Source organism: Phenylobacterium sp. (assembly GCF_044236515.1).
GTDB lineage: Bacteria > Pseudomonadota > Alphaproteobacteria > Caulobacterales > Caulobacteraceae > Phenylobacterium.
In genome coordinates this window covers 1-24419 of sequence record NZ_JBIIGK010000036.1, presented here as the reverse complement: position 1 = coordinate 24419, position 24419 = coordinate 1, and the positions used below count along the sequence as shown (strand labels likewise).

At 70.4% G+C, this 24419-nt stretch carries 24 protein-coding genes; 6 read left to right on the top strand and 18 right to left on the bottom strand.

All coding sequences use genetic code 11. The annotated features are described in order from the left end of the window. Nucleotides 1-382 (bottom strand): 50S ribosomal protein L21 (gene rplU, locus ACILRF_RS06060; protein ID WP_395671378.1); only part of this gene is annotated, 382 nt, incomplete at its 3' end. A gap of 149 nt (nucleotides 383-531) precedes the next feature. On the opposite strand from rplU, the gene ACILRF_RS06055 reads away from it, so the two are divergent. Both ACILRF_RS06055 and ACILRF_RS06050 read left to right on the top strand, forming a co-directional pair. Continuing rightward, on the top strand, nucleotides 532-3042 hold the full coding sequence (locus tag ACILRF_RS06055; protein ID WP_395671377.1) for a CHASE3 domain-containing protein: 2511 nt from the start codon (nucleotides 532-534) through the stop codon (nucleotides 3040-3042). Further along, on the top strand, nucleotides 3039-3413 hold the full coding sequence (locus ACILRF_RS06050) for a response regulator (RefSeq protein WP_395671376.1): 375 nt from the start codon (nucleotides 3039-3041) through the stop codon (nucleotides 3411-3413). Before ACILRF_RS06055 ends, ACILRF_RS06050 begins: the two co-directional genes overlap by 4 nt. Nucleotides 3414-3473: 60 nt before the next feature. Here the strand turns inward: ACILRF_RS06050 and mutL are convergent, their stop codons facing one another. Further along, nucleotides 3474-5336, bottom strand: a complete 1863-nt coding sequence (mutL, locus tag ACILRF_RS06045) for a DNA mismatch repair endonuclease MutL (protein WP_395671375.1) — start codon at nucleotides 5334-5336, stop codon at nucleotides 3474-3476. Between mutL and ACILRF_RS06040 the strand changes: the two genes are divergently transcribed. After that, nucleotides 5335-6375: a TraB/GumN family protein gene (locus ACILRF_RS06040; RefSeq protein WP_395671374.1), complete on the top strand. Its 1041-nt coding sequence runs from the start codon at nucleotides 5335-5337 to the stop codon at nucleotides 6373-6375. The genes mutL and ACILRF_RS06040 overlap by 2 nt on opposite strands. A gap of 96 nt (nucleotides 6376-6471) precedes the next feature. Here the strand turns inward: ACILRF_RS06040 and ACILRF_RS06035 are convergent, their stop codons facing one another. The 10 genes from ACILRF_RS06035 to ACILRF_RS05990 all read right to left on the bottom strand — a co-directional run bounded on the left by ACILRF_RS06035 (nucleotide 6472) and on the right by ACILRF_RS05990 (nucleotide 17163). Then, the gene (locus ACILRF_RS06035) at nucleotides 6472-7026 is read right to left on the bottom strand and encodes a DUF3035 domain-containing protein (RefSeq protein WP_395671373.1); all 555 of its coding nucleotides are present in this window, start codon (nucleotides 7024-7026) and stop codon (nucleotides 6472-6474) included. A 90-nt stretch (nucleotides 7027-7116) separates the two neighbouring features. Beyond that, nucleotides 7117-7632: a signal peptidase II gene (gene lspA / locus ACILRF_RS06030; RefSeq protein ID WP_395671372.1), complete on the bottom strand. Its 516-nt coding sequence runs from the start codon at nucleotides 7630-7632 to the stop codon at nucleotides 7117-7119. After that, complete coding sequence (gene ileS / locus ACILRF_RS06025; RefSeq protein ID WP_395671371.1) at nucleotides 7629-10553, bottom strand: isoleucine--tRNA ligase; 2925 nt, start codon at nucleotides 10551-10553, stop codon at nucleotides 7629-7631. The genes lspA and ileS overlap by 4 nt, the downstream gene beginning before the upstream one ends. Nucleotides 10554-10705: 152 nt before the next feature. Continuing rightward, nucleotides 10706-11656 carry a bifunctional riboflavin kinase/FAD synthetase gene (locus ACILRF_RS06020; protein ID WP_395671370.1) on the bottom strand — a complete coding sequence of 317 codons (951 nt, stop codon included), beginning with the start codon at nucleotides 11654-11656 and terminating at the stop codon, nucleotides 10706-10708. Next, the gene (locus ACILRF_RS06015) at nucleotides 11653-12075 is read right to left on the bottom strand and encodes a MaoC family dehydratase (protein ID WP_395671369.1); all 423 of its coding nucleotides are present in this window, start codon (nucleotides 12073-12075) and stop codon (nucleotides 11653-11655) included. Before ACILRF_RS06015 ends, ACILRF_RS06020 begins: the two co-directional genes overlap by 4 nt. A 48-nt stretch (nucleotides 12076-12123) precedes the next feature. Then, entirely contained in the window at nucleotides 12124-12990 is an 867-nt protein-coding gene (locus ACILRF_RS06010; protein WP_395671368.1) for a TIGR01459 family HAD-type hydrolase, read from the bottom strand. 58 nt (nucleotides 12991-13048) lie between these two features. Then, nucleotides 13049-14314: an EAL domain-containing protein gene (locus tag ACILRF_RS06005; RefSeq protein ID WP_395671367.1), complete on the bottom strand. Its 1266-nt coding sequence runs from the start codon at nucleotides 14312-14314 to the stop codon at nucleotides 13049-13051. Nucleotides 14315-14425: 111 nt separating this feature from the next. Next, the gene (locus ACILRF_RS06000; RefSeq protein ID WP_395671366.1) at nucleotides 14426-15304 is read right to left on the bottom strand and encodes a 3-hydroxybutyryl-CoA dehydrogenase; all 879 of its coding nucleotides are present in this window, start codon (nucleotides 15302-15304) and stop codon (nucleotides 14426-14428) included. A 162-nt stretch (nucleotides 15305-15466) separates the two neighbouring features. Then, entirely contained in the window at nucleotides 15467-16411 is a 945-nt protein-coding gene (locus ACILRF_RS05995) for an electron transfer flavoprotein subunit alpha/FixB family protein (protein WP_395671365.1), read from the bottom strand. Further along, nucleotides 16411-17163 carry an electron transfer flavoprotein subunit beta/FixA family protein gene (locus ACILRF_RS05990; RefSeq protein ID WP_395671364.1) on the bottom strand — a complete coding sequence of 251 codons (753 nt, stop codon included), beginning with the start codon at nucleotides 17161-17163 and terminating at the stop codon, nucleotides 16411-16413. The genes ACILRF_RS05995 and ACILRF_RS05990 overlap by 1 nt, the downstream gene beginning before the upstream one ends. A gap of 154 nt (nucleotides 17164-17317) precedes the next feature. On the opposite strand from ACILRF_RS05990, the gene ACILRF_RS05985 reads away from it, so the two are divergent. Next, nucleotides 17318-17590: a hypothetical protein gene (locus tag ACILRF_RS05985; protein WP_395671363.1), complete on the top strand. Its 273-nt coding sequence runs from the start codon at nucleotides 17318-17320 to the stop codon at nucleotides 17588-17590. Here the strand turns inward: ACILRF_RS05985 and ACILRF_RS05980 are convergent. After that, the gene (locus ACILRF_RS05980) at nucleotides 17587-18141 is read right to left on the bottom strand and encodes a cob(I)yrinic acid a,c-diamide adenosyltransferase (RefSeq protein ID WP_395671379.1); all 555 of its coding nucleotides are present in this window, start codon (nucleotides 18139-18141) and stop codon (nucleotides 17587-17589) included. The genes ACILRF_RS05985 and ACILRF_RS05980 overlap by 4 nt on opposite strands. An 11-nt stretch (nucleotides 18142-18152) precedes the next feature. Then, the gene (locus ACILRF_RS05975) at nucleotides 18153-18350 is read right to left on the bottom strand and encodes a twin transmembrane helix small protein (RefSeq protein ID WP_395671362.1); all 198 of its coding nucleotides are present in this window, start codon (nucleotides 18348-18350) and stop codon (nucleotides 18153-18155) included. Nucleotides 18351-18720: 370 nt separating this feature from the next. Here ACILRF_RS05975 and ACILRF_RS05970 point away from each other — a divergent pair, with 370 nt between their 5' ends. Together ACILRF_RS05970 and ACILRF_RS05965 are read left to right on the top strand one after the other, a co-directional pair. Then, the gene (locus tag ACILRF_RS05970; protein WP_395671361.1) at nucleotides 18721-19371 is read left to right on the top strand and encodes a TetR/AcrR family transcriptional regulator; all 651 of its coding nucleotides are present in this window, start codon (nucleotides 18721-18723) and stop codon (nucleotides 19369-19371) included. Nucleotides 19372-19380: 9 nt separating this feature from the next. After that, nucleotides 19381-20016 carry a TetR/AcrR family transcriptional regulator gene (locus tag ACILRF_RS05965; protein WP_395671360.1) on the top strand — a complete coding sequence of 212 codons (636 nt, stop codon included), beginning with the start codon at nucleotides 19381-19383 and terminating at the stop codon, nucleotides 20014-20016. A 15-nt stretch (nucleotides 20017-20031) separates the two neighbouring features. Here ACILRF_RS05965 and ACILRF_RS05960 read toward each other — a convergent pair whose 3' ends face one another. The 4 genes from ACILRF_RS05960 to ACILRF_RS05945 are packed head-to-tail and all read right to left on the bottom strand — an operon-like array spanning nucleotide 20032 to nucleotide 24341. Then, on the bottom strand, nucleotides 20032-20952 hold the full coding sequence (locus ACILRF_RS05960; RefSeq protein WP_395671359.1) for a D-alanyl-D-alanine carboxypeptidase family protein: 921 nt from the start codon (nucleotides 20950-20952) through the stop codon (nucleotides 20032-20034). A gap of 48 nt (nucleotides 20953-21000) precedes the next feature. After that, nucleotides 21001-22089, bottom strand: a complete 1089-nt coding sequence (locus ACILRF_RS05955) for a Rieske 2Fe-2S domain-containing protein (RefSeq protein ID WP_395671358.1) — start codon at nucleotides 22087-22089, stop codon at nucleotides 21001-21003. 10 nt (nucleotides 22090-22099) lie between these two features. Further along, entirely contained in the window at nucleotides 22100-23722 is a 1623-nt protein-coding gene (locus ACILRF_RS05950; protein ID WP_395671357.1) for an alpha-glucosidase family protein, read from the bottom strand. A gap of 1 nt (nucleotide 23723) precedes the next feature. Beyond that, entirely contained in the window at nucleotides 23724-24341 is a 618-nt protein-coding gene (locus ACILRF_RS05945) for an ATP-dependent Clp protease proteolytic subunit (RefSeq protein WP_395671356.1), read from the bottom strand. Between the last annotated feature and the right edge of the window lie 78 nt (nucleotides 24342-24419).

Below are 24419 nucleotides of genomic sequence, written 5' to 3'. Positions count from 1 at the left end.
AGCGGGCGTTCAGCTCGGCCTTGGTGGTCAGGCTGACTTCGCCGTCCCACTTGGCCGCCTGCTTGCCGCCTTCGCCGTTGATGGCGGTGACGCGCAGGACGCTCTCTTGCTGGCGGTGGCCGCGCGTACGGCGATAGCCCTGGCGGCGGATCTTCTTGAAGATCTTCACCTTCTCGCCCTTGCGGGTCTCGATCAGGGTCGCCGCGACGCTGGCGCCGGCCACGGTCGGCGCGCCGAGGGTGACGGCGTCGCCGTCGCCCAGCATCAGGACTTCGCCGAACGCGACGTCCGCGCCGGGCTCGCCGTCGAGCTTTTCGACCACCAGCAGGTCGCCGGGCTGAACCCGGTACTGCTTGCCGCCGGTCTTGATCACCGCGTACATCGTTCGCGCGCCTTCAAAGTCTTAAATGCAAAACGGAATGCGCCCGCGAGAAGCCCCGCGGGCGAGAGGGGCGGACTTATACGCGGGTAGGGCGGAGAGTCAACGCGTTCGGGCTGGCGTTCGGCTGGGGCTCTTGCGAGAACAAGGTCATGTCTGTTCAAGGCGCTTCGGGCGGGACGACCGGTCCCATTAAACTGGAACACGCCCCGCCGCGGTCGGTGAAGGCCGCGCGGTTCATCGCCCTCGTCCTGGCGCCGCTTCTGGCGCTCGGCGTGGCGATTTCGATGTTCGTCAGCCTCGGCCGCGTCGAGGCCCAGCGGCACGAACTGCAGCGCTCCTACGAGACCCGCTGGCAGATCCAGCACGTCTTCTCCCTCCTCCAGGACGCCGAGACCGGCCAGCGCGGCCATGCCCTGACCGGCAAGCCGGCCTTCCTCGAGCCCTATCTCGACGCCATGTCGGCCCTCGACGAGCAGCTCCGCGTCCTCGACCGCCTGTTCGCCGACGAGCCGGACCAGCAGCGCCGGATGGTCGTCTTGCGCCGCCAGGTCGCCGCCAAGGTCGCGATCATGGAGCGCGGCATCGGCATCCGCCGCGACGAGGGCCTTGCGCCGGTCGTCGACTACGTCTCCACCGAGCAAGGCAAGCGGGCGATGGACGCCATCCGCGCCACCGTCAGCGAGATGGTGGCGCGCGAGTCCCGCTCCCTGAACGCCCGCCTGCGCGCCGCCGACCGCCAGGCGCGTCGCGCCGAGTTGGTGGCCGGACTGATGGGCCTGATCCTGCTGGTCAGCCTGACCGGCGCGGTCATCCTGATCCGCCGCCACAGCCGCGCCCGCCAGGTTCTGATCGAGGAACTGCAGGACCGCGCGATCCGGCAGGAAGCCGGCTTCGAAAGCACCCTGACCGCCGTCATGGTCTTCAACCCCAGCGGCACCATCGAACAGATGAACCGCGCCGCCGAGAAGCTGTTCGGCTACGACCGCGAGGAACTGGTCCGCCGCGACGTCTCCGTCATCATGGACCTCGCCCCGGGCGAAGGCCTGTTCCTCGACCGGGTCGGGGTCGGCCGCGAGGCCGGGGAGGGCGTGATCCGCGAGATCGACGGGCGGCGCAAGGACGGCCTGTCCATTCCGCTCGAGGTGCTGCTGGCTCCGATGCCGCTGCGCGACGGCGTCCACGTCACCGCCTCGGTCCGCGACCTGCGCGAGCGCCGCGAGGCCGAGCGGCTGAAGGACGAGTTCGTCAGCACGGTCAGCCACGAGCTGCGCACGCCGCTGACCTCGATCGCCGGCTCGCTCAGCCTGATGGACGCCGGCGTCGCCGGGCCGCTGCCGGAAAAGGCGGCCCGCCTGACCCACATCGCCAAGACCTCCTGCGAGCGTCTGGTTCGGCTGATCAACGACCTGCTCGACATGCAGAAGATCGCCGCCGGCAAGATCCAGCTGCAGGACGGCCCGCTCGACCTTCGCGACGTCATCGCCGCCGCCGCCGAGGCCATCTCCGGCATGGCCAGCGAACGGCGCGTGCCTGTGCAGATCGCCGCCCCCGCCGACCCGGTCGTCGTCCGCGGCGACGCCGACCGGCTGGTCCAGGTGCTGGTCAACCTGCTGTCCAACGCCATGAAGTTCTCGCCGGCGGGCGAAAGCGTCGACCTGACCCTGGCGACGGAAGGCGAGCGCGCCGTCGTCCGCGTCCGCGACCGCGGCCCCGGCGTGCCGGAATCCTTCCAGGCCTCGCTGTTCAGCCGTTTCGCCCAGGCCGACGGCTCGGCCGGCCGCGCGGTCGGCGGCTCCGGCCTCGGGCTGGCGATCTCGCGAGAGATCGTCGAGCGCCACCACGGCGTCATCCGCCTCGTCGAGAGCAGCGGCCAGGGCGCGCTGTTCGCCGTCGAGCTGCCGCTGGCCCCCGCCTTCCAGGACCCGCCGGAGGCCCAGGTGCTGATCTGCGAGCGCGATCCGGAAGTCGCGGCGGCGATGTGCGAGGCGCTGGTCTCCGAGGGCTTCTCCTGCGTCCAGGTGAGCGGGGTCGGCGAGGCCGAGGCCGCCGTCCGGCGCCGGCGCTACGGCGTCCTGCTGCTCGGGCTGCGCCACGACGACGGCGACGGCCTGACCCTCGCCCACCGGCTGGGCTCCGATCCGACCCTGGCCCCGCCGCCGGTCATCCTGGTGGGCGGCGAGACGCCCGAAGCGGCCGGCAGCTTCCCGATCGCCGACTGGATCACCGCCCCCCTCAACCCGCTGGCCCTGCGCGCCGCCGTGCGCGCGGCGATCACCACGCCCGGCGGCGGCGCCCGCATCCTGCACGTCGACGACGACGCCGAGCTCACCGCCGTGGTCGCCGCGGCCCTCGAAGGCTTCGGCACGGTCGAGGCGGTGGCCACCCTGGCCCAGGCCCAGGCCGCCGTCCGCCGGCGCCGGCCCGACCTTGTCATCCTCGACATCGGCCTGCCCGACGGCTCGGGCCTCGAGCTGCTCACCGCTCTTGGTCCTCCTGGCGAGGCGCCGCCGGTGATCGTCTATTCCGGCCAGGAGATCGACGCCGGCACCCTGCATCAGGTCGAGGCCGTCCTGACCAAGTCCCGCGTCAGCTTCGGCGCCCTCACCCAGGCGGTGAGAGCCCTGATCCGGTCGCCGCAAACAGAGGAACAGGCGCCATGAAGGTGCTCTACGTCGACGACGACGACTTCATCCGCGAAGTCGCCGAGATGGCCCTCGGCCTCGACGCCGCCATGGACGTCAAGGTCGCCGAGGACGGTCCCTCGGCGCTGCGGCTGTTGTCCGGCGGCGATTGGCGCCCGGCGCTGCTGCTGCTCGACGTGATGATGCCCGGCATGGACGGGCCCGAACTGCTGCAGGAAGCCCGCAAGCTCGACGGCTACGGCGACATCCCGGCGATCTTCGTCACCGCCCGCGCCCAGCCGCACGAGCACACCCGCCTGCTCGAAGCCGGCCCGCTCGGCATCCTCACCAAGCCCTTCGACCCCCTGACCTTCGCCGCCCAGGTCCGCGAACTCGCTCCCGGCCTCTGATTACTCCCTCCCCTCCGGGGGAGGGCCGACTCGCCGAAAGGCGAGCGGGGTGGGGCAGGCCTATCGCCGCCCGAACAGCCGCTCGATATCGGCCAACTTCAGTTCGACGTAGGTCGGCCGGCCGTGGTTGCACTGGCCCGAATGCGGCGTGGCCTCCATCTGGCGCAGCAGGGCGTTCATCTCCGGCGCCGTCAGCCGCCGGCCGGCGCGCACCGACCCATGGCAGGCCATGGTCCCGCAGACCTCTTCCAGCCGCTCCTTCAGCGCCAGGGCCTGGCCGTTTTCGGCGAGGTCGTCGGCGATGTCGCGCACCAGGCCCTGGACGTCCGTCTGGCCGAGCAGGGCGGGCGTCTCCCGCACCAGCACCGCCCCCGGCCCGAACGGCTCGACCACCAGCCCAAGCGCCGCCAGCTCATCGGCCCGGCCGCAGACGCGCTCGGCCTCGGCCGGATCGAGTTCGACCACCTCCGGCAGCAGCAGGGCCTGGCGGGCGACGCCGCCCTGCGCCATCTCGACCTTCATCCGCTCATAGACCAGCCGCTCATGGGCGGCGTGCTGGTCGACGATGACCATGCCGTCGCGGGTCTGGGCGACGATATAGGTTTCATGGACCTGCGCCCGCGCGGCCCCCAGCGGATAGTCGACCGGATCGAAGACCGGGGCCGCCGTGTCCGGCTCGGCGAAACCGCTCACCGCCCCATGCGGCTCGGCCCGGGCCGAAATTTCCGACAGGCCTGGGATCGACTGCGGCGCGGCGGCGGGCGCGCCATAGCCGGGGGCGCCATACCTGGGAGCGGGCGTCCAGCCGCCCTGCCGCCAGGCGGAGAAACCCTGAGCCGGCGGCGGCGCCTCGTGCGGGCGAAATCCGCCGAGCGCCGCCAGCGAGACGGTGGTCGCCGCCCGGTGTCCGGCCGCCGCCAGGGCGTGACGCAGGCCGCCCACGATCAGCCCGCGGACCAGGCCCGGATCGCGGAACCGCACCTCGGCCTTGGCCGGGTGGACGTTGACGTCGACCAGGTCCGGGTCGAGCTCGAGGTAGAGCGCCGCCAGCGGATGGCGGTCGCGGGCCAGGAAGTCGGCATAGGCCCCGCGCAGGGCGCCCTGCAGCAGCCGGTCCCGCACCGGCCGGCCGTTGACGAACAGGTACTGGTGGGCGGCGTTGCCGCGGTTGTAGGTCGGCAGGCCTGCGAACCCGGACAGCCGCACGCCCTCCCGCTCATGGTCGATGGGCAGGGCGTTGTCCGAGAACTCGCGGCCCATGATCGCCGACAGCCGGGCCAGGCGCCCCTCCGGCCCCTCGGCCTCGGCCGGAAGCCGCAGGGCGCGTCGGCCGTCGAGGTCGAGGGTGAAGCCGACCGCCTCATGGGCCATCGCCTGCCGCTTCAGCTCCTCGGTGATCGCCAGCGCTTCCGATCGTTCGGACTTCATGAACTTCAGCCGCGCCGGGGTGGCGTAGAACAGGTCCCGCACCTCGACCCGCGCGCCGTGCGGGCCGGGGAAGGCGGCCGGCTGCACGGCGCCGACCGCGCCGGCCTCGACATAGATCGCGTGGGCGTCGGCCTGGCCGCGGGCCCGGCTGGTGATCGACAGCCGCGCCACCGAGCCGATCGACGGCAGGGCCTCGCCGCGGAACCCCAGCGTCAGGATACGCAGCAGGTCGTAGTCGCCGTCCTCGCCGGGGCTGAGCTTCGAGGTCGCGTGCCGCTCGACCGCCAGCGGCAGCTCGTGCGGCGGCAGGCCGCCCCCGTCGTCGGCGACCAGGATGCGGGTCAGGCCGCCGCCATCGGCCTGGACCTCGATCCGCGATCCGCCGGCGTCGAGGGCGTTTTCGACCAGTTCCTTGACCGCGCTCGCAGGGCGTTCCACCACCTCGCCGGCGGCGATACGATTGACGAGGTTGGGCGGCAGACGGCGGATCGGCATGACGAAGCTTTCGCGGACCTCCCAATATAGGGCGATTCCAGCGCTGATCGCGCTCCTGGCCCTCGTCGGCAGCCCGGCGTTCGCCCTGGCTCAGCCCCTCGGCTCAGCGGCCCCCCAGAGCGCCGACCCCGACGCCGTGCTGGTCGAGGAACTGGTGGTCATGGGCCGGCTCCCCGGCCCGGCCTGGTGGACGGTCGCCGACGCCGACACCACCGTCCACGTCCTCGGCGTGCCGTCCCTGGCCCCCAAGCGCATGGAGTGGGACCGGGCGATCTTCGAGCGGCGGCTGCAGGGGGCGAACGCCGTGGTCCTGCCGTTCAACAACATCCGCACCAAAGGGATCGGGGTGGTCGGCGCCGGCCTGAACCTGATCCGGCTGCGCTCCGGCGGCCCCTTCGAGGCGCGTCTGGATCCGGCGACCCGGGCTCGTTTCGTCAACGTGCGCGAAGGCTTGGGTCAGCCGGCCAAGCACTATCCGACCGCCAATCCCCTGGCCGCCGGCGTCCAGTTGGCCGGCGACTATCGCGAGGCGAAACAGCTGACCACCACCGACCCGGCCAAGCTGGTCGAGCTCCTCGCCCGGCGCGCCGGCGTGCCGGTCGTCGAAAAGACCTACGACATCGGCCCGCTGCTCGGGGCCATCCTGCGCACCTCGCCGGCCGTCGGCCGGATCTGCTTCGACGAGGTGCTGGCCCAGGCCGAGGCCGGCCCCGGCCTCACCCTCGCCGCCGCTCGCGCCTGGGCGAGGGGCGACGTTCGCGGAGCATTGGAGAACGAGCGGACCTACGAGCGCTGCCTGGCGATGGTCCCTGGCGGCCGGGCCTTCGACAAGCGCATGAAGGCCGACACCGCCGCCGCCATCCGCCGCCAGCTCGAAACGCCCGGCCACGCCATCGTGCTCGTCCCCTTGCGGCCGCTGCTGGCCCAAGGCGGCGTCCTCGACCGCCTGCAAGCCGAAGGCGTCGACGTGCGGACCCCTGGGGAATCAAGTCCTTCTCCCCTTGCGGGAGACGGCGCCGGGCGAACGCCCGACGGATGAAGGGGCGCGCTGGCCCGCACATCCCTGGGAGAGGGTTATCGATCCCTCATCCGATCGGCTTCAAAAGCTGCCTCCTCCCGCAAGGGGAGAAGGGATTTACAGCCCCGGCAGCTTGAAGCGGCTGTTGCTGCCGCGCGAGATCACCACCGTCTTGCCGCCGGTCAGGGTCTTGACGCGCTCTTCCTCGGACTGGGCGTCGACCGGCGTCGAGCTGTTGTCCAGCGCCGCCGGCTGGGCCGGCTTGTCGCCGGAGCCGCGCCAGAACATCACGCGGTCGGCGAAGCTCTTGTCCTTGTGGGCGACGTCGCCGAACTCGTCGTCGACGACATAGCGGATCAGCGGGTCGGCCTTGTCGGCGCCGGCCTTGGCGACCAGCATCTTCTCGCCGTCGGAGCGGACCTGCGCCTCACGCGCGCCGAGCAGGGCGGTGCGGGCGGCGCTTTCCGGCTGCAGCTCCTGCGGCCGCGGCTCGCCGGGGGCGGGCGGACGCAAGGCGAAATCGGGCGGCACCACCAGCGGCGCCTTCGTAACGACCCGGAACTCGTCGGGGGTGACCTTGGACATGCCCAGGGCCCGCGAGGTCGACTGGCACCCGGCCAGGCCGGCGGCGGAAACCAGGGCCGCGGCGACGATCACTCGATTGAGGCTCATGAAACGAAAAGCTCCCCATAGGGCCGACCGGCCAGAAGCATGGGCCGGACGGGCTGGATACCGCATGACGCGGGTCGGCGGCAACGCGCGTTAGGCCGCATCCTCGGTCGGATTGGCGGACGTCGGCCGCTTTTCGCCCCGGATCATGTCGACAAAAAGGAGCGCGATGCCGATGTTGATCGCCGCGTCGGCGATGTTGAACACCCACGGAAAGTGCAGGGCCGAGACGTCGACGAAATCCGCCACCGCGCCGAACCGCGCCCGGTCGATGACATTGCCCACCGCGCCGCCGATGATCAGCCCCAGCGCCGCCGCTAGGATCGCCCGCCCGGCCCGCCGCACCCAGATCGCCAGGAAGATCGACACCCCGACCGCGAACGCCACCAGCGCCCAGCGCATCAGGTCCTGCTCGGCCCGGAGCAGGCCGAAGCTGACGCCCTGGTTCCAGACCATGGTCAGGTTAAGCGGCCCGGCCAGCGGCACGCTGCCCCTGGCCGGCAGGTTGAAGACCTCGAGGATCCAGTACTTGCTGGCCTGGTCCAGAACGATGACCAGGGCCGCCAGGGCATAGGCGAGGCCGCCCAGTTTCGTCACGGCTCTGCTCATGCGTCCACCTTCTCCCGCGCCGCGTCCCAGGCCGCCACCGCCGCAGCGTCCCGAAGCGTGAGGTCCGGATAGCGCGGATCGGTCCCGACTTCAGGCAGGATTTTCCACGAACGGGCGCACTTGCGGCCCTCGGCCCGCAGCGGCTCGACCGCGACGCCCGCAACCTCGGCCAGCCGGAACGCGTCCGCCGGGCCCTCGCCGGCGACCAGCGTCGCCTGGCTGGTGCGGAACACCTCGGCGGGGTCCAGGTCTTCGAAGGCCGCCATCAGGTCCGCCGACGCGATGTGCACGCGCGGCGCGGCTTCGAGCGCCGCGCCCAGCCGCTTCTCGCGCCGCTCGACCTCCAGCGCCCCCGTCACGACGGACGTCACCTGCTGGACCTTGACCCAGCGGGCCGCCTCGGCGTCGTTGCGCCACTCGGCCGGGGTTTCGGGGATCACCCGCAGGCTGTTCGAGCCGGCGTCCGGATAGCGGGTCGCCCAGGCCTCTTCCATGGTGAAGGGGATCAGCGGGCTCAGCCACGCGGTCAGTCGCTCGAACACTGTGTCCATCACCGTTCGCGCAGCCCGGCGACGGACCTCGTCCGGCCGGTCGCAATAGAGGCTGTCGCGGCGAACGTCGAAGAAGAGGGCCGACAGCTCGTTCTGGCAGAACTCGGTCAGCGGCCGGATGACGTCGTGGAAGACATAGCCTTCGTAGGCGGCGCGGACCTGGCCATCCAGCTCCCACAGCCGGTGCAGGATGAACCGCTCCAGCGGCGGCAGTTCGGCATAGTCCACCGCCTCGTCCGGCTGGTAGTCGGCCAGGGCGCCCAGCATGTAGCGCACCGTGTTGCGCAGCTTGCGGTAGGCGTCCGAGGTGGTCTGCAGGATGGTCTTGCCGATCCGCACGTCGTCCGAATAGTCGATCATCGCCGTCCACAGGCGGATGATCTCAGCGCCGTTCTCTGCGATCACCCGCTCGGGATCGACGACGTTGCCCTTGGACTTCGACATCTTCTCGCCGGCCTCGTCCATGACGAAGCCGTGGGTCAGGATGTTGTCGTAGGGCGCCCGGCCGCGCGTGCCGGAGCTTTCCAGCAGGGACGACTGGAACCAGCCGCGGTGCTGGTCCGAGCCTTCGAGGTAGAGGTCGGCCGGCCAGCGGGTGTGCTCGCGGCCTTCGAGCGTGAAGGCGTGGGTCGAGCCGGAGTCGAACCAGACGTCGAGGATGTCCTCGACCTTCTCGTAGCGCTCGGGATCGTGGCCGCCAAGGAAGTCGGCCGCTGGCCGGGTGAACCAGGCATCGGCGCCCTCGGCCCGGATCGCCTCGACGATCCGCCGATCGACCTCGGGGTCGTGCAGCGGCTGGCCTGTGTCCTTGTCGACGAACATCGCCAGCGGCGCGCCCCAGGCCCGCTGGCGGCTGATCAGCCAGTCCGGCCGGCCCTCGACCATCGCCCGGATGCGGTTCTTGCCGCCGGCCGGGTAGAAGGTCGTCGCCTCGATGGCCTCCAGGGCCGTCTCGCGCAGGGTGCGGCCGCCGAGCTCCGGCGTCTCCACCGGCTCGTCCATGCGGATGAACCACTGTGGCGTGTTGCGGAAGATCACCGGCGCCTTGGAGCGCCAGGAGTGCGGATAGGAGTGTTCGAGCCGGCCGCGCGCCAGCAGACGGCCGGCCTCGATCAGCTTGTCCATGACCGCGCCGTTGGCCGGGCCAAACTTGCCGGCCTTCTTGCCCTCGGTCTCCAGCACCTTGAGGCCGGCGAACAGGGCGACGTGCGGATAGTAGGCGCCGTCCGGATCGACGGTCTCCGGGATCTCGCGATGCCCGTGGGCCAGCCACACCAGGTAGTCGTCGGCGCCGTGGCCGGGCGCGGTGTGGACGAAGCCGGTGCCGGCGTCGTCGGTGACGTGGTCGCCGGCCAGCATCGGCACCGGGAAGCCATAGTGGCTGTCGAGGCCGGACAGCGGATGGGCCAGCACCATGCCCTGGCCGTCGACGGCCTCGATCTTCCGGTAATCGGCCACCTTGGCGGCCTTCATCACCTCGTCGGCCAGCTTCTCGGCGACGATCAGCCGGTCGCCGGCCTTGGCCCAGGGCTCGAACTCCAGCCCGGTCTCCATCGCCTCGACCTCGTAGACCGCATAGGCGATGTCGGGGTTGTAGCTGACCGCCCGGTTGGCCGGGATGGTCCAGGGCGTCGTGGTCCAGATCACCACGCTGGCGCCGCGCGCCGCGTCCGAGCCTTCGACCACCTCGAACTTCACCCACACCGTCGGCGAGACGTGGTCGTGGTACTCGACCTCGGCGTCGGCCAGGGCGGTGCGCTCCACCGGGCTCCACATCACCGGCTTGGAGCCGCGGTAGAGCTGTCCGGAGGCGGCGAACTTGTGGAACTCGGCGACGATCGCCGCCTCGGACCCGAAGTCCATGGTCGCGTAGCGGTTCTCCCAGTCGCCGAGGATGCCGAGACGCTTGAAGCCGGCCTTCTGCACCTCGATCCACTTGGCCGCATAGTCGCGGCACAGGGTCCGGAACTCGGCCTTGGAGACCTCGTCCTTGCGGCGGCCCTTCTCCTTCAGCTCCTTCTCGATCTGCCACTCGATCGGCAGGCCGTGACAGTCCCAACCTGGAACAAAATCAACATCATAGCCCAGAAGAAAGCGCGACCGGACGACGAAATCCTTCAGCGTCTTCTGCAGCGCATGGCCGATGTGGATCGCCCCGTTCGCATAGGGCGGCCCGTCGTGCATCACGAACAGCGGCGCCCCCGCCCGCCGCCGGGCCTGGCGGATCGTGTGGTAGAGATCGGCCTCTTCCCACTTCGCCAGGATCTGCGGCTCCTTCTGCGGCAGACCGGCTCGCATCGGGAACGGCGTCTCGGGAAGGAAGACGGTCTCGCGATAATCGCGAGCGGAAGTTTCGGCGTCGTCGGCCATGAAGCTCACTGGTCCAGCAGCGGAGGGTCGAGAATGCGGGGAAAACCCGGCGCGCGCTGGAGAACGTCCGGCGGCGTCACGCCGGGCGGTTAATTCGCAGGCTCGTCCGAACGCAGGTCATCGGCGGCAGGCTCTAACAGAGTAGGGCACGGCTAGTCGAGGTCCGGCGTCAGGATCGCCCGCGCCGCGTCGGCGTCCGCCATCACCTGGGCGGTCAACGCCTCTAGGCCGTCGAACTTCTCCTCCGGCCGCAGGAAGGCGATCAGGTCCGTCTCGATCACCTGGTCGTAGAGGTCCTCGTCGAAATCGAAGAGCCAGACCTCCAGCAGCGGCGCCGTGACCCCGTCGACGGTAGGATTGACGCCGAGGTTGGCGACGCCGGGCACATGCCGGCCGTCCTGCAGCCGGGTGCGGGTCGCGTAGACCCCGAACCTCGGGACCACGTAGTCGGCGAGCGGCACATTGGCGGTCGGGAACCCCAGCTTGCGGCCGAGCTGGCGGCCGCGCTGGACCACGCCTTCGATGGCGAACGGCCGCCCGAGGATGGCGGCGGCGACCTCCGGCCGGCCATCGCGCAGAGCGTCTCGAATGGCGCTGGACGAGAACTTGGCGCCGCCCTGGTCAGCCACCGCCTCGGCGACCGAGACGCCGAAGCCGAGTTCCGCTCCATAGGCGCGCATCGCCTCCGGCGTGCCGGTGCGGCCCTTGCCGAATGTGTTGTCGAAACCGACGGCGACGTGGACCGCGCCGAGGCCGGCATGCAGTACCTCGGCCGCGAACTGGCGGTCGGTCATGTCCGCGAGGTCGCGGTTCCAGGGCAGGACGTAGACGAGGTCGACGCCGAGCGCCTCCAGGGCCCGAGCCTGCTGGTCGAAGCGCATCAGGCGGAAGGCGGGCTCGTCGGGACGGAAATAGGCCCGCGGATGGGGGTCGAAGGTGATCACGCCGAGTGGCGCGCTCAGCTGACCCGCGGCGCGGGCGGCCAGGGCGATCACCTGTTGATGTCCGCGATGCACGCCGTCGAAGCTGCCCATGGCCACGGCGGCGCCGCGGTCGGAGGTGGCCAGGCCCTGCCAGCCGCGGATGACGCGGACCCGGCTCATGCGTCGCGACGGGGCACGATGACCATCGCCTCGCCGTCGATCACGGTCTTGCCGTTGACCTCGCAGACGGTGCGCAGGGTGGCGTAGCCGCGGCGGGAGTCGAGGGCCGTGACGGTGACCCGGGTGGTGACCGGGTCGCCGATCCGGACCGGACGGCGGAACTTCAGGCTCTGGGAGAGGTAGACGACGCCGGGGCCTGGCAGCTGGTTGCCCATCACCGCCGAGATATAGGCCCCGCCGAGCGCCCCGTGGGCGATGCGGCCGCCGAACGGGGTCGTCTTGGCGTAAGCCTCATCGAGGTGGATCGGGTTGTGGTCGTGGCTGACGGCGGCGAAGGCCTCGACGTCGGCGACCTCGACCACCTTGGTCATTTCGGCCGTCTGACCGATGCTCAGTTCGTCGAAATAGAGACCCTGCACGCGCTCCCCCGGGACACTCGCCGATGTCTTAGCCGCCTCGCGCGCCGCTCACCAGACCAGGTCAGACAGGACGAACGCGGCGTGCAGGCCTTCGGCTGCGAGCATCCGTTCGACGGCGGCCGGTTGCAGGCGGCCGCCGTCCGAGGCTTCGGCGCCGTGGATGCCGTTGGCGACGAAGAGGACGTCGAGTCCTTGCGCGTTGGCGCCGCGGATGTCGGTGCCGAGGCCGTCGCCGATGCAGAGCACCCGGGCGCGGTCGACCGGGCGGCCCAGCTGCTCGGCGGCGTTGGCGAGGGCGAGATCGTAGATCGCCCGGTTCGGCTTGCCGGCCATGAACACCTCGCCGCCGAGGGTCTCGTAAAGCTGCGCCAGGGCGCCCCCGCAGTAGATCAGGGTGTCGCCGCGCTGGACGACGATATCCGGGTTGGCGTTGATCATCGGCAGACCACGGGCGGCGGCGGCGGTCAGACGCTCGCGGTAGTGCTCGGGCGTCTCGAAGGTGTCGTCGAACGGTCCCGTGCAGGCGATGAAGGCCGCCTGCTCCAGCGGCGCGAACTCGAGGCCGAGCCCCTCGTAGAGAGGCTGATCGCGGTCCGGGCCGAGCCGCCAGGCCGGTCCGGGCGCGCGCTCGGCCAGCAGCTTGCGCGTCGCATCGCCGGAGGTGGCGACCTCGGCATAGGCGCCTTGCGGCACCTGCAGTTTCGCCAGTTGCCGGTAGATTTCGGAGCGCGGGCGCGGCGCGTTGGTGATCAACACCACCACGCCTGGGCCGGCGTTGAACCGCTCCAGAGCCGCGCAGGCCCCAGGGAAGGACTCGCGGCCATTGTGGATCACGCCCCAGATATCGCAGAGGACGATGTCGTAGCGGTCGGCGATCTCGCCGAGGCCGGAGATCAGGTGGGGCGCGGTGCTCATGCGAGCGGGCTAGCCGATGCCGCGGCTCGCGGGAACCCCCGACGCGGCCCCGGACGGTTCAGCCGGCGGCGTAGCGCTGCGGCGAGGGGCGCAGGAAGCGCGGGGCTGGCGGCGTCGCCTCGCTCAGCACCGCGTCCTTGATCGGCCGCGGCTCGCCGAACAGGTGACCCTGGCCATAGGCAATGTCGAGGTCGAGGACGTCGACCACCTGGCGCTCGGTCTCGACCTTCTCGGCGATGATCTCGACGCCGTAGCGCCGGTTCAGGGCGGCGAAGTCCTCGGCGGCCAGGTCGGGCAGACTGCGCAGCACGAGGCGGCCGTCGACCTCGGTCAACTGGCCGAGCAGCAGGTCGGCGGAGATCTTGAGGAACTTCACGTCGGCGCGGGACAGGTCCTGCAGGTCGATGTCGAGGTCGGTGACCTTGTCGAGGCTGAAGCGGAAGCCGAGCTCGGCCAGCTTGCCCATGTTGCGGGCCTCGACCGCGCCGCGGCTGTCGAACGCGCCCTGGCCAATCTCGAAGATCAGCGCGCCGGCGAGGTCGCGGTTCTCGCGCAGCAGGTCGAGGAACTGTGGGAAGAAGGTCTCGTCGCCAAGGCTGGCCATCGAGATGTTGCAGAAGATCCCGACTTTGCGGTCCTTGGCGGCCAGGCGCCGGACGATCTGCACGCAGCGGAACAGCAGCAGGTTGTCGATGGCGGTGACCAGGCCGCCCGGCTCGGCCACGGCGAGGTATTCGGCCGGCATCATCACCCGGCCGGTCTCGTCGCGCAGGCGGGAGAAGCTCTCGTAGAACACCGTCCGGCGCTGCGGCAGGCTGACGACAGGCTGCAGGTAAAGGTCCACGCGGTTGTCGGTCAGGGCGCCGCGCACAGTGTCCATCAGGAGGCCGGCGGCCCGGTGATCGGAGTTGTGTCCGAGGCGCGGGGCCAGGGGCGAGGGCGCGCCGGCTGGACGCTCGTCCAACCGCTGCTCGAGCCTGGCGACCAGGCTCTCGATCATCTGCACCTCCCCGGACAGCTCCTCCGACTTCTGGAGGTCCGCGGCGACGGTTTCGGCGACGTCGCCGAGGCGGGCGTCCAGCTTCTCGACCTGACCGATCAGGATGCGGTGGGCCTCGCGGACCGCCTCGATCTCGCGGCGCATGCCGGCGTTTTCGATCATTCGCATGACGATGCCGTGGAGCGCCATGAAGAAGCCGATGCCGGCGACGAAGGCCGAGACCGCCGAGCCCCAGCCGCCGCCGTTCCGCCACAGCGAAAGCGCGACGGTCAGCGAGATGCAGAGATAGGTGGCGCCCAGCAGGGCAGGCGTGAGCCGTCGCATGATCCCATCCGAATCAGCGACGAGTATCCGACGCGGCGTCGCCGGGTGTCGAATGGATTAACGCCCGCCGCGGCGACGTGCGCCAATGCTCTCCGGCGGGAGACGACGTTCTTAGCGGGTCGGGACGGGCGTCTCGCCACGGTAGTCGTAGAAGCCGCGGCCGGTCTTGCGGCCGAGCCACCCGGCCTCAACGTACTTCACCAGCAGCGGGCAGGGCCGGTACTTCGAGTCCGCCAGGCCCTCGTGAAGGACGTTCATGATCGACAGGACGGTGTCGAGGCCGATGAAGTCGCCGAGTTCCAGCGGGCCCATCGGATGGTTGGCGCCCAGGCGCATGGCGGTGTCGATCGCCTCGACCGTGCCGACGCCTTCGTAAAGCGTGTAGATCGCCTCGTTGATCATCGGCACCAGGATCCGGTTGACGATGAAGGCGGGGAAATCCTCGGCGTTCGAGGTGGTCTTGCCCAGCGACTGGGCGAAGGCGACGGCCGTTTCGTAGGTTTCCGGGCCGGTGGCGATGCCGCGGATGATCTCGACGAGATTCATCAGCGGCACGGGGTTCATGAAATGCAGGCCGATGAACCGGTCGGGCCGGTCGGTGGCCGCCGCCAGGCGGGTGATCGAGATCGACGAGGTGTTGGACGCCAGGATGGTGTCCTTGCCGAGGTGCGGCGACAGCGCCTTCAGGATGGTCTTCTTGACCTCCTCGTCCTCGGTGGCCGCCTCGATGGCGAGGTCGACCTGGCCGACGAGCTGGAGTTCGGCCGCCGGGGCGATGCGGGCGAGGGCCGCGTCCATGTCGGCCTGGGTGACGATGCCCTTGGCGACCTGACGGGCCATGTTCTTGCTGACCGCCGTTCTGGCGGCCTCGATCCGGTCCGCACGCACGTCGTGGAGCAGCACGTCATAGCCGCCGAGCGCACAGACATGGGCGATGCCGGCCCCCATCTGTCCGGCGCCGATCACGCCGACCGTTTTGATCTGAACCATCAGTTGACCTTCGCACCCGCAGTATCGGGGGCGCTATTAACATCGCCCTCGCCAGGAACCACAAGGCCATGCTGCGCTGCAGCGCAGCGATTGACCGGTACTGTGGCGCCGGCGCCGCCGGGCCGCCGGCGAGCGACCCGGTTGCTCCGAGCTCGGAGAGGTCTAGCGCCCGACCTTGGACAGTTCGTTCATCAGCTCCGGCACGGCGGCCTTGTAGTCAGCGACGAGACCGTAGTCGGCGATCTGGAAGATCGGCGCGTCGGGGTCCTTGTTGATCGCGACGATCACCTTGGAGTCCTTCATGCCGGCCAGGTGCTGAATGGCGCCCGAGATGCCGACGGCGACGTACAGCTCCGGGGCGACCACCTTGCCGGTCTGGCCGACCTGGTAGTCGTTGGGGGCGTAGCCGGCGTCGACCGCCGCGCGGCTGGCGCCGACGGCGGCGCCGAGCTTGTCGGCGAGCGGCTCGATGACCGCCTGGAACTCCTCGGCCGAGCCGAGAGCGCGGCCGCCGGAGACCACGATCTTGGCGCCGCCAAGTTCGGGGCGGGCCGACTTGACGAGTTCCTGGCCGACGAAGCGGGCGCCGGCGGCCGGAGCCGCGACGCTGACCGCCTCGATGGCGGCCGAGCCGCCCTCGGACGCCGCCTTGAAGGCGGTCGGGCGGACGGTGATGACCTTTTTCGGGTCCGAGGACTGCACGGTCTGCAGGGCGTTGCCGGCGTAGATCGGGCGGACGAAGGTGTCGGCCGAGACGACCTCGATGACGTCGGAGATCTGCGCGACATCGAGCTTGGCGGCGAGGCGCGGGGCGATGTTGCGGCCCTGGGACGTGGCCGGCGCCAGGATGGCGTCGTAACCTGCGGCCAGCGGAACCAGCAGCGCCTCGAAGGCTTCGGCGAGACCCTGGCCCAGCGCCGCGCTGTCGGCGGTCAACACCTTGCGGACGCCCTGGATGGCGGCGGCGGCCTTGGCGGCCTCGCCGACGCCTTCGCCGGCGACCAGCACGTCGATGTCCGAGGACAGGGCGGCGGCGGCGGTGACCACCTTGTGCGTCGAGTCGCGCAGGGCGGCGTTGTCGTGGTCGGCAATTACGAGAACGGCCATCAGAGCACCCCCGCTTCGTTCTTCAGCTTCATGACGAGATCGGCGGCCGAATCGACCTTGACGCCGCCGGCGCGCTTCGGCGGCTCGGTGACCTTGAGCACCTTGAGGCGCGGGGCGACGTCGGCGCCGACGGCGGCGAGTTCCTTGACGTCGAGCGGCTTCTTCTTGGCCTTCATGATGTTCGGCAGGCTGGCGTAGCGCGGCTCGTTGAGGCGCAGGTCGGCGGTGACCACCGCCGGCAGGTCGACCTCGAGGGTCTGCAGGCCGCCGTCGACTTCACGGGTCACCTTGGCCTTGTTGCCGGACACTTCGACGGCGCTGGCGAAGGTCGCCTGCGGCCAGTCGAGCAGGGCGGCGAGCATCTGTCCCACGGCGGAGTTGTCGCCGTCGATCGCCTGCTTGCCCATCAGCACCAGACCCGGCTGTTCCTCGGCGACGATCGCCTTCAGCACCTTGGCGACGGCCAGCGGCTGCAGATCCTCGGCATCGGCGTTGACCAGCACGGCGCGGTCGGCGCCCATGGCCAGGGCGGTGCGCAGGGTGTCCTGCGCCTGGGCCGGGCCGATGGAGACGGCGACGACCTCGGTGGCGAGGCCCTTCTCCTTCAGGCGCACGGCTTCCTCGACGGCGATCTCGTCGAAGGGGTTCATCGACATCTTGACGTTCGCCAGGTCGACGCCCGTCTGATCGGGCTTCACCCGGGCCTTGACGTTGTAATCAATCACCCGCTTGACGGTGACCAGTATCTTCATGGCGTGGCGCGCCTCGGAAATTGGTGTTCGGGAAAAAGCTCGCGTGCGGCATAGCGGCTCAGGCCGGCTTTGCAAACCATGCCGTCGGGGAAGGCTGGAGATTCCCGGCCACCCGGCGCTAGCCAGCAAAGCCGCTGCGTCCTAGAGAGCCGCCATGAACCACACGATCAACCGCATCAAGCTGATCTTCCTCGGCGTCTTCGCCCTGGCGGCGGCCGCGACCCTCGTCTGGCAGGTCGGCTGGGTGCAGCCGATGAAGAAGTGCGAAGCGGCGCACAAATGGTGGGATCACGGCCAGCGGGTGTGCGCCCAGCCGGTGCTGATCTCCGACATCACCGGCCGCACCATCCAGGACAAGCAGGCCGAAGCCCAAGCCCGCGCCGCCATCGGCCGTCCGGCGCCTGCCGCGGCTCCTGCCCAGCCCTAGCGGGTTTCCCCCGGCCGCCAGAGCGGGTCCTCGCCGCCGTTGGCGTATCGGGCGGCGACGAACAGGAAGTCCGACAGCCGGTTGAGATAGCGCAGCGCCGGGGCTTCGACCGGCTCGCCCGCTTCGGCCAGGCGCACCGCCGCCCGCTCGGCTCGCCGGCAGATGGTGCGCGCCAGATGTAGGGCCGCCGCCGTCGGCGTTCCGCCCGGCAGCACGAACGACGTAAGATCCGGCAGGCCGGCGTTCATCGCGTCGATCTCCGCCTCGAGCCGGGCGACCTGGGCGTTGACGATGCGCAGGGCCGGGGCCTTGCCGCCCGGTGGGGTCGACAGGTCGGCGCCGAGGTCGAACAGCTCGTTCTGTACGCGCGCCAGCTGCGCGTCGAGGCCCGCTTCGGCGTGCAGCCGGGCCAGGCCGAGGGCGGAATTGGTCTCGTCCACCGCGCCATAGGCCTCGACCCTGAGATCGGCCTTGCTGACCGGCGCGCCGGTGGCGAGGCGGGTGGTCCCGTCGTCGCCGGTGCGGGTGTAGATCCGGTTGAGCGTGACCAAGGCGCGGGCCGTCAGTGCGTCGCCCGCCACCAGACCGCGCCCATCAGCACGGCGATGGCGACCGCCTGGGCCAGGACCCGCAGGCGCATCAGCTTGTTGGAATAGGAGCGGCCGAAGTCGCCGCCGCGGAACAGGGCGTAGATGCCGAGCGCGAGCACGATGGCCACGACAACGAGCGAGATCGGGATGAGGTAGTCGAACGGATCCATTGGCCCAATCTAGGCCGCCCGGAGCTGTCCGGCCATCGAGAACGATGATTTACGGCGTCAGAGCTTTGGCGTGGGGTTGCCTCCAACCCTGTACCATGTTCAACGACTCTCGATTTCGCGGCGACTGTCGCAAATCAGACATACTCAAGACGGAAGTTTCGGAAGGCGGCGCGGTTCGGCGATAGCTGGACAGGGTCGGTTTCCGCTCCAGGTCGGGGGCGAATCCGTTTCAAGGAACAGAATCGCTGAACGCGTTCAGTGGGCGGCGAGCTCTGTATCGAGGACAGATTTCAACGCGTCGCGGCAGGGGCGGCGCATCGCTCTCAGTTTGCAAATGCAGGCGCCCAGGCGCTGTGTCGAAGGTTCTGTAATGAAACACGTTTCTCCCCTCCAGGCTGCCTCCGAGACCAAGGTGCGCGTGCCCACCCGCCGGGCGCTGGCCAAGCAGCAGACCCGCGGCAAGGTGCTGGCGGCCGCCCGCCGGCTGTTCAGCGAGCAGGGCTACGAAGGCGCCACGATCCGCGACATCGCGTCGGCCGCCGGCATGTCGACGGGCGCGGTGTTCGCCAACTTCACCGACAAGTCGGACCTGTTCCGCGAGATCATGGTCAGCGATCTCGCCGCCCTCGCCGAGTCCATGCGCGAGGCCGGAGCCAAGGGCCGGACGCTCGAGGACTCTCTGCTGCGGATCTTCACCGCCGGCTATGCCTTCTACAAGTCGCAGCTGCCGCTGGCCCGCGCCGCCTTCAGCGTCTCCTGGTCGCCGGAAGAAGGCCAACCGCTGCGCAGCTCCCCGCAGGTCCAGGCGCTGTACGACCTGATCGCCGAGCACCTCGAGGCTGCGATCCAGCGCGGTGAGCTCGGCCAGGAGGCCGAGGTGAAGCTGCGTTCGCAGATGCTGTTCGAGGCCTATTTGTCGAACTTCCCGCAGGCGATTTTCCAGGGCTGGAGCCTGGAGGCGCTGCAGGGTCGGATGCGCGACCAGATCCGCATCCTCCTGGCCGGCGCGCGGCGCGGTTAAGGTCGACGGGTGAAGGCGGACGTCGGATCGCAGCCGGGCGCCCTCGGCGCCCGGGACCGCCAGCGGGCGGCGACGCGCGAGCGGGTGCTGAATGCGGCCCGCGAGCTGTTCGACGAAGCGGGATACCAGGCGACGACGATCCGCCAGATCGCCAGCCGGGCCGGGGTTTCGGTCGGCACCGTCTTCACGACATTTCCGTCCAAGAGCAGCATCCTCAGCCAGGTCATGCAGGACCGGCTGGGGCCGCTGTACGCGGAGCTCGACCATGTGGCGCCGCTGCTGCGCGGCTCGACGGCCGATCGTCTGCGCTCGATATTCGCCATCCACTTCGCCTTCGAGGCGCCTCGTGTCCGGCTGTTCCTGGCCCATATCGCCGCCGCCTATGATCCGGACACCCTGCCGTCGGACCGGCCGTATGGCCGCACGCCGCGGCTGAAGGAAATGATCTGCGAGTGCCTGGCCAAGGGGGTGGCGGCGGGCGACGTCGATCCGGCCTTGGACCGGCAGGAGATCACCGATCTGCTGATGGCGGCGTACGCCTGGACCTATCGGCTGGCGGCTGGTCGCGGCGCGAGCTCGGAGGAGATGACCACGGTCATGGACCGCCAGATCGGCCTGATCGCCGCCGGGTTCCTGCCCCGCTAGCCCGCGCGCCGGAGTTCAGGGCTCCTCGCCCGTCCATTCCCAATGCCACGGCTCGAACGGATAGTTCACAAAGCCGAACCGGTGCGCATTGGCGACCAGCCAGCGGTAGGTCGGCGTGCGGCTCATGTGCAGGCGGTTGGGGTCGGCGGTGGAATCCGGGCCGTAGCCCGGCGCCTGGCCGACATAGAGGTCGAGGGCCAGGCCGGTGCGGTGGGGCGAGCACCGCGCCCGCCGGATGCCGTCGCAGTTGCCGTCGCGGACGCAGCGGGCGGCGTCGTAGACCGGGCTGCGGTAGGCCGAGAAGATCGTCAGGTTGCGCGGATCGCCGGCGATCTCCGGGGCCTCGGCCTTGGCGGCGCGGACCATGTCGCGATAGGCGGCTAGGGCGCCGCGGCGGACTTCCACCGGCTTGCCGGCGTAGCCCTCCTCGGTGCGGGCGTCGGCCAGCCAGCTGCGCGGCGGCGGCGGCGGGCAGGCGCCGCGGGCGGCCAGCATGACGAAGGCCCGGCGCTCCTGGATGACGCCTTTCATGTGCTGGAAGGCCTCGGCGCTGACTACGCCGTTGGGGAACAGCCGGCGGTCGCCCTGCCAGGCGGCGAAGGCGGCCGCGAAGCCCGGGCTCTGCGGCGGGCAGGCCGAGCCGATCTCCTTCTGGATCAGCGGCAGGTAGGTCTGCCAGCCGACCTCCGGGCGTCGGAACGGGGCCCAGCGCAAGGTCTGCAGACTGCGGGCGTTGAGGCTGGCGGCGCGGTCCCAGCCGCGAGCGGTGTCGCAGACCGAGATCGGGGCCGGTAACGGGGTCACCGCGGGCGCGGACCGCGGCGGCGGCTTGGGCCCCTCGGCGCCGGTCACCCGCAAGACGATGAGCACGAGCACCACGACGGCGGCCAGCAGGCCGCCCAGCACCTTCAGGATATCAAGCAGCCGGTTCCTCACGCCGCGTAGGAATGCGCGAGGCGCGGCCAAGGTCCACTGCGATGTTGGCTAGCTGCGCCAGCGCAGGGTCGCGGCCTCGATCGGATTGCGGAACGGGCGACCTTCGCGGCGGCTGGCGGCCCATTCCCGCTTGAGCTGCTGGTACCACTTGGCCTGGCGGTCGGCGTCATCGATCCACAGCAGGGTCGGGTCGTGGGCGAGGCCATCCTTCTGCAGGTCGACCATGGCCGCGTCCTGGCGCAGGAAGGCTCGCGCCGCCGCGCGGATGAACGGCCGCAGGATCAGGAAGGCCGGATGGTCAGACCAGACGACCTGCAGGATTTCGGTCTTGTCGGTCTCGGTGGGCGTCAGGCAGGTCAGGGACAGCACCTGGCGGGCGCCGACGGTCACATGCTCCCAGCGCAGGCCCGGCAGGCGGAAGGTGATCTCGGTCTGAGGCGCCCCGCCGAGGACGGCATAGGCCCGGGAGTTTTTCGACGGGGCGTGGCGGACCATGGAGAAGCCGAGTTCGCGCGGCTCGAACCGCTTGGCTTTCTCGTGCTGGCTGGCGCTGGAGCGCCACCACCACTGCTGGTGGACGTAAGGGCCGTGGGCCGGATCCATCAGGCCGACGACGGCGTGGTCGATGTGCGAATCGAACACCATCCGGTCGACGATCTTGGGCGCGCCGCCGACGACGCCGGGGAAAGCCGGCGGCGGGCGGTCGGGCTCGGCTTTGGGGTCGCTCCCGGCCCAGACGAACACCAGGCCCTGGCTTTCGACGGCCGGATAGCGGCGCACGCGGATGCGGTTCACGTCCATCGCCTGGTCGTCGACGAGGGACGGGATCGCCGTGCAGCCGCCGTCGCGGCCGAACCGCCAGCCGTGGTAAGGGCATTCCACCGTCTCGACGCCCGAGTCCTCGGTGCGGAAGCGACCGGCCGAGAGGGGCGCGGCGCGGTGCGGGCAGATGTCCCGCAGAGCGAAGATCTCGCCCTTCGGCGAGCGGCCGAGCATCAGCGGCTCGCCGAGGAAGCGTCGGCGGGCAAGCTTGCCCGGACGGAAATCCGACGCCAGGCCGACGACGTACCAGACGTCGGTCAGGAAGCCCTCGCCGAACCGGGCCGTGGCGGAGGCGGATCTGGGCGCGGCGTTCATCAGGTCCTGACTAGCGCGAGCCGGCGTCCGGCTCCAGCCGCAGGAAGGCGGCGCTCTGCGGCGGCAGGCCGAGCGAGGCGCCGCGCAGCTCCGCCCCCGCGCTGGGCTCGAGGATCTGTGCGGCGGCCAGCCGCGGCGCGTCGAAGACGGCGGGCTCGGGCGCGAGGTTGAAGACGCAGGCGATCTCCTCGCCCTCATGCCGGCGGACGAAGGCGAGCACGGGCGCGGCGGCGTCCAGGAACTCGATATCGCCAAGACGCAGGGCCGGGGTCTCGGCGCGCAGGGCGATGATCTCGCGGCTGAAGGCGAGCACGGAGTCCGGGTCGACGTCCTGCTGGGCGACGGTCAGGCCGCGGTGCTCGGCGGCCGCCGGCAGCCAGGGCGTCCCTGCGGTGAAGCCGAGGGTCGGGCCCGGCTCCCACGGCATCGGCGTGCGGCAGCCGTCGCGGCCGCCGTCATAGGGCCAGTAGAGGTCGCCGACCGGGTCGCGCAGCTCGTCGCGCGTCAGGCGGGCCTGCGGCAGGCCGAGCTCCTCGCCCTGATAGACCAGGGCGGTGCCGCGCAGGGTAAGCAGGAGGGCGAACAGGGTCTTGGCGAGCTCCGGCGAGGCCTCGCGGCCGCCGAGGCGGCTGACGGTGCGCGGCACGTCGTGATTGGAGAAGCCGACGGTCGGCCAATGGCCGGGCGCGCCGGCCAGGGTCTCGTAGTGCCGGCGGACCACGTCGATCGGCGCGCCTTGCGCCAGCAGCATGACGAAGGTGTAGCCGGAGTGGAGACCGGCGTCGGGGGCGGCGTAGGCCCCGCAGCGGTCCTCTTCCTCGGAGAACTCGCCGAACACGAAGCGATCCGGACCGTGCGCTTCGACGCGGCGGCGGATCAACTCGAGCATCTCGATGTTATCCGGCAGGTTGGCGTCGTGGAGGTGGCGCTGCTGGTTGCCGGCGTGACCCCACTCCAGCGGGCCGCGCTCGGCTGGCGGAATGGCCGGGTTGTCGGTCAGGGCGGCGTCGTGGAGGTAGGTGCCGGCGACGTCGAGGCGGAAGCCGTCGACCCCCCTGGCCAGCCAGAAGTCGAGCACCGACAGGGCGGCCTCGCGGGCGGCGGGGTTGCGCCAGTTCAGCTTCGGCTGCTGGCGCAGGAACTTGTGGTGGTAGTGCTGACGGCGCGCCGGCTGGTAGCTCCAGGCGGGGCCGCCGAACACCGACAGCCAGTTGTTGGGCGCGGTCCCATCGGGCTTCGGGTCGGCCCAGACATACCAGTCGGCCTTCGGTCCGTCTGGGCCTCCGGTCAGGCTCTCCACGAACCAGGGATGCTCGTCGGAGGTGTGCGACAGCACCTCGTCGAGGACGACCTTCAGCCCGCGGGCGTGCGCCGCCGCCAGCAGCCGGTCAAAGTCGGCCATGGTCCCGTAGTCGGTCTGGACGCCTTCGAAGTCGGCGACGTCATAGCCCCAGTCGCGGTTCGGCGAGGGATGGATCGGCGACAGCCACAGGCCATCGACGCCGAGGGAGGCGATGTAGTCGAGGCGGGCGAGCACGCCGGCCAGGTCGCCCTGGCCGTCGCCGTCGCTATCGAAGAACGAGCGGACATAGACGTGGTAGAGGACGGCGCCCTTCCACCACGGCTCAGCCACCTCAGACCTCGGAGGTGTCGCGGATGATGCGGGACACCAGGCCGTAATCGACGGCCTCCTCGGCGCTCAGCCAGTAGTTCCGCTGGGTGTCCTTGACGATCCGCTCGACGGTCTGGCCCGTTTCGGCGGCGATCATCCGGTTCACGCGGTCGCGCATCTTGATGATCTGTTCGGCCTCGATCTGGATGTCCGAGGCCTGCCCGCGCATGCCGCCGGCCGGCTGGTGCAGCAGGAAGCGGGTGTTCGGTAGGCAGAGCCGGTTTTCCTTGGCCGCGCCGAGGAAGATGTGGGCCCCGGCGCTGGCCACCCAGCCGGTGCCGATCACCTTCACCGGCGCGCCGCAGAAGCGGATCATGTCGTGAATAGTGTCGCCGCTTTCGACGTGGCCGCCCGGCGAGTTGATGATCATCCGGATCGGCTGGTCGTTCTCGGCGGCCATGGCGGTCAGCTGGGCGGTGACCCGCTCGGCCAGGCGCATGTCGATTTCGCCGAACACCAGGACGGTGCGCGACTTATAGAGGCCGTTCTGAACCGGCCCGGCCGTCATCGGCATGTCGGGCAGCCGGCCCTTGTCCTCGTCGCCGTCGTCGTCCAGCCGGCCGGTCCACTGATCGCGCATATATGCCTCGTAAAGGTCGCAGGTCTTCGGAGTTATTGGCCCGCGAGGGTTCCGGCAAGGGCCTATTCCTCCCCGAAC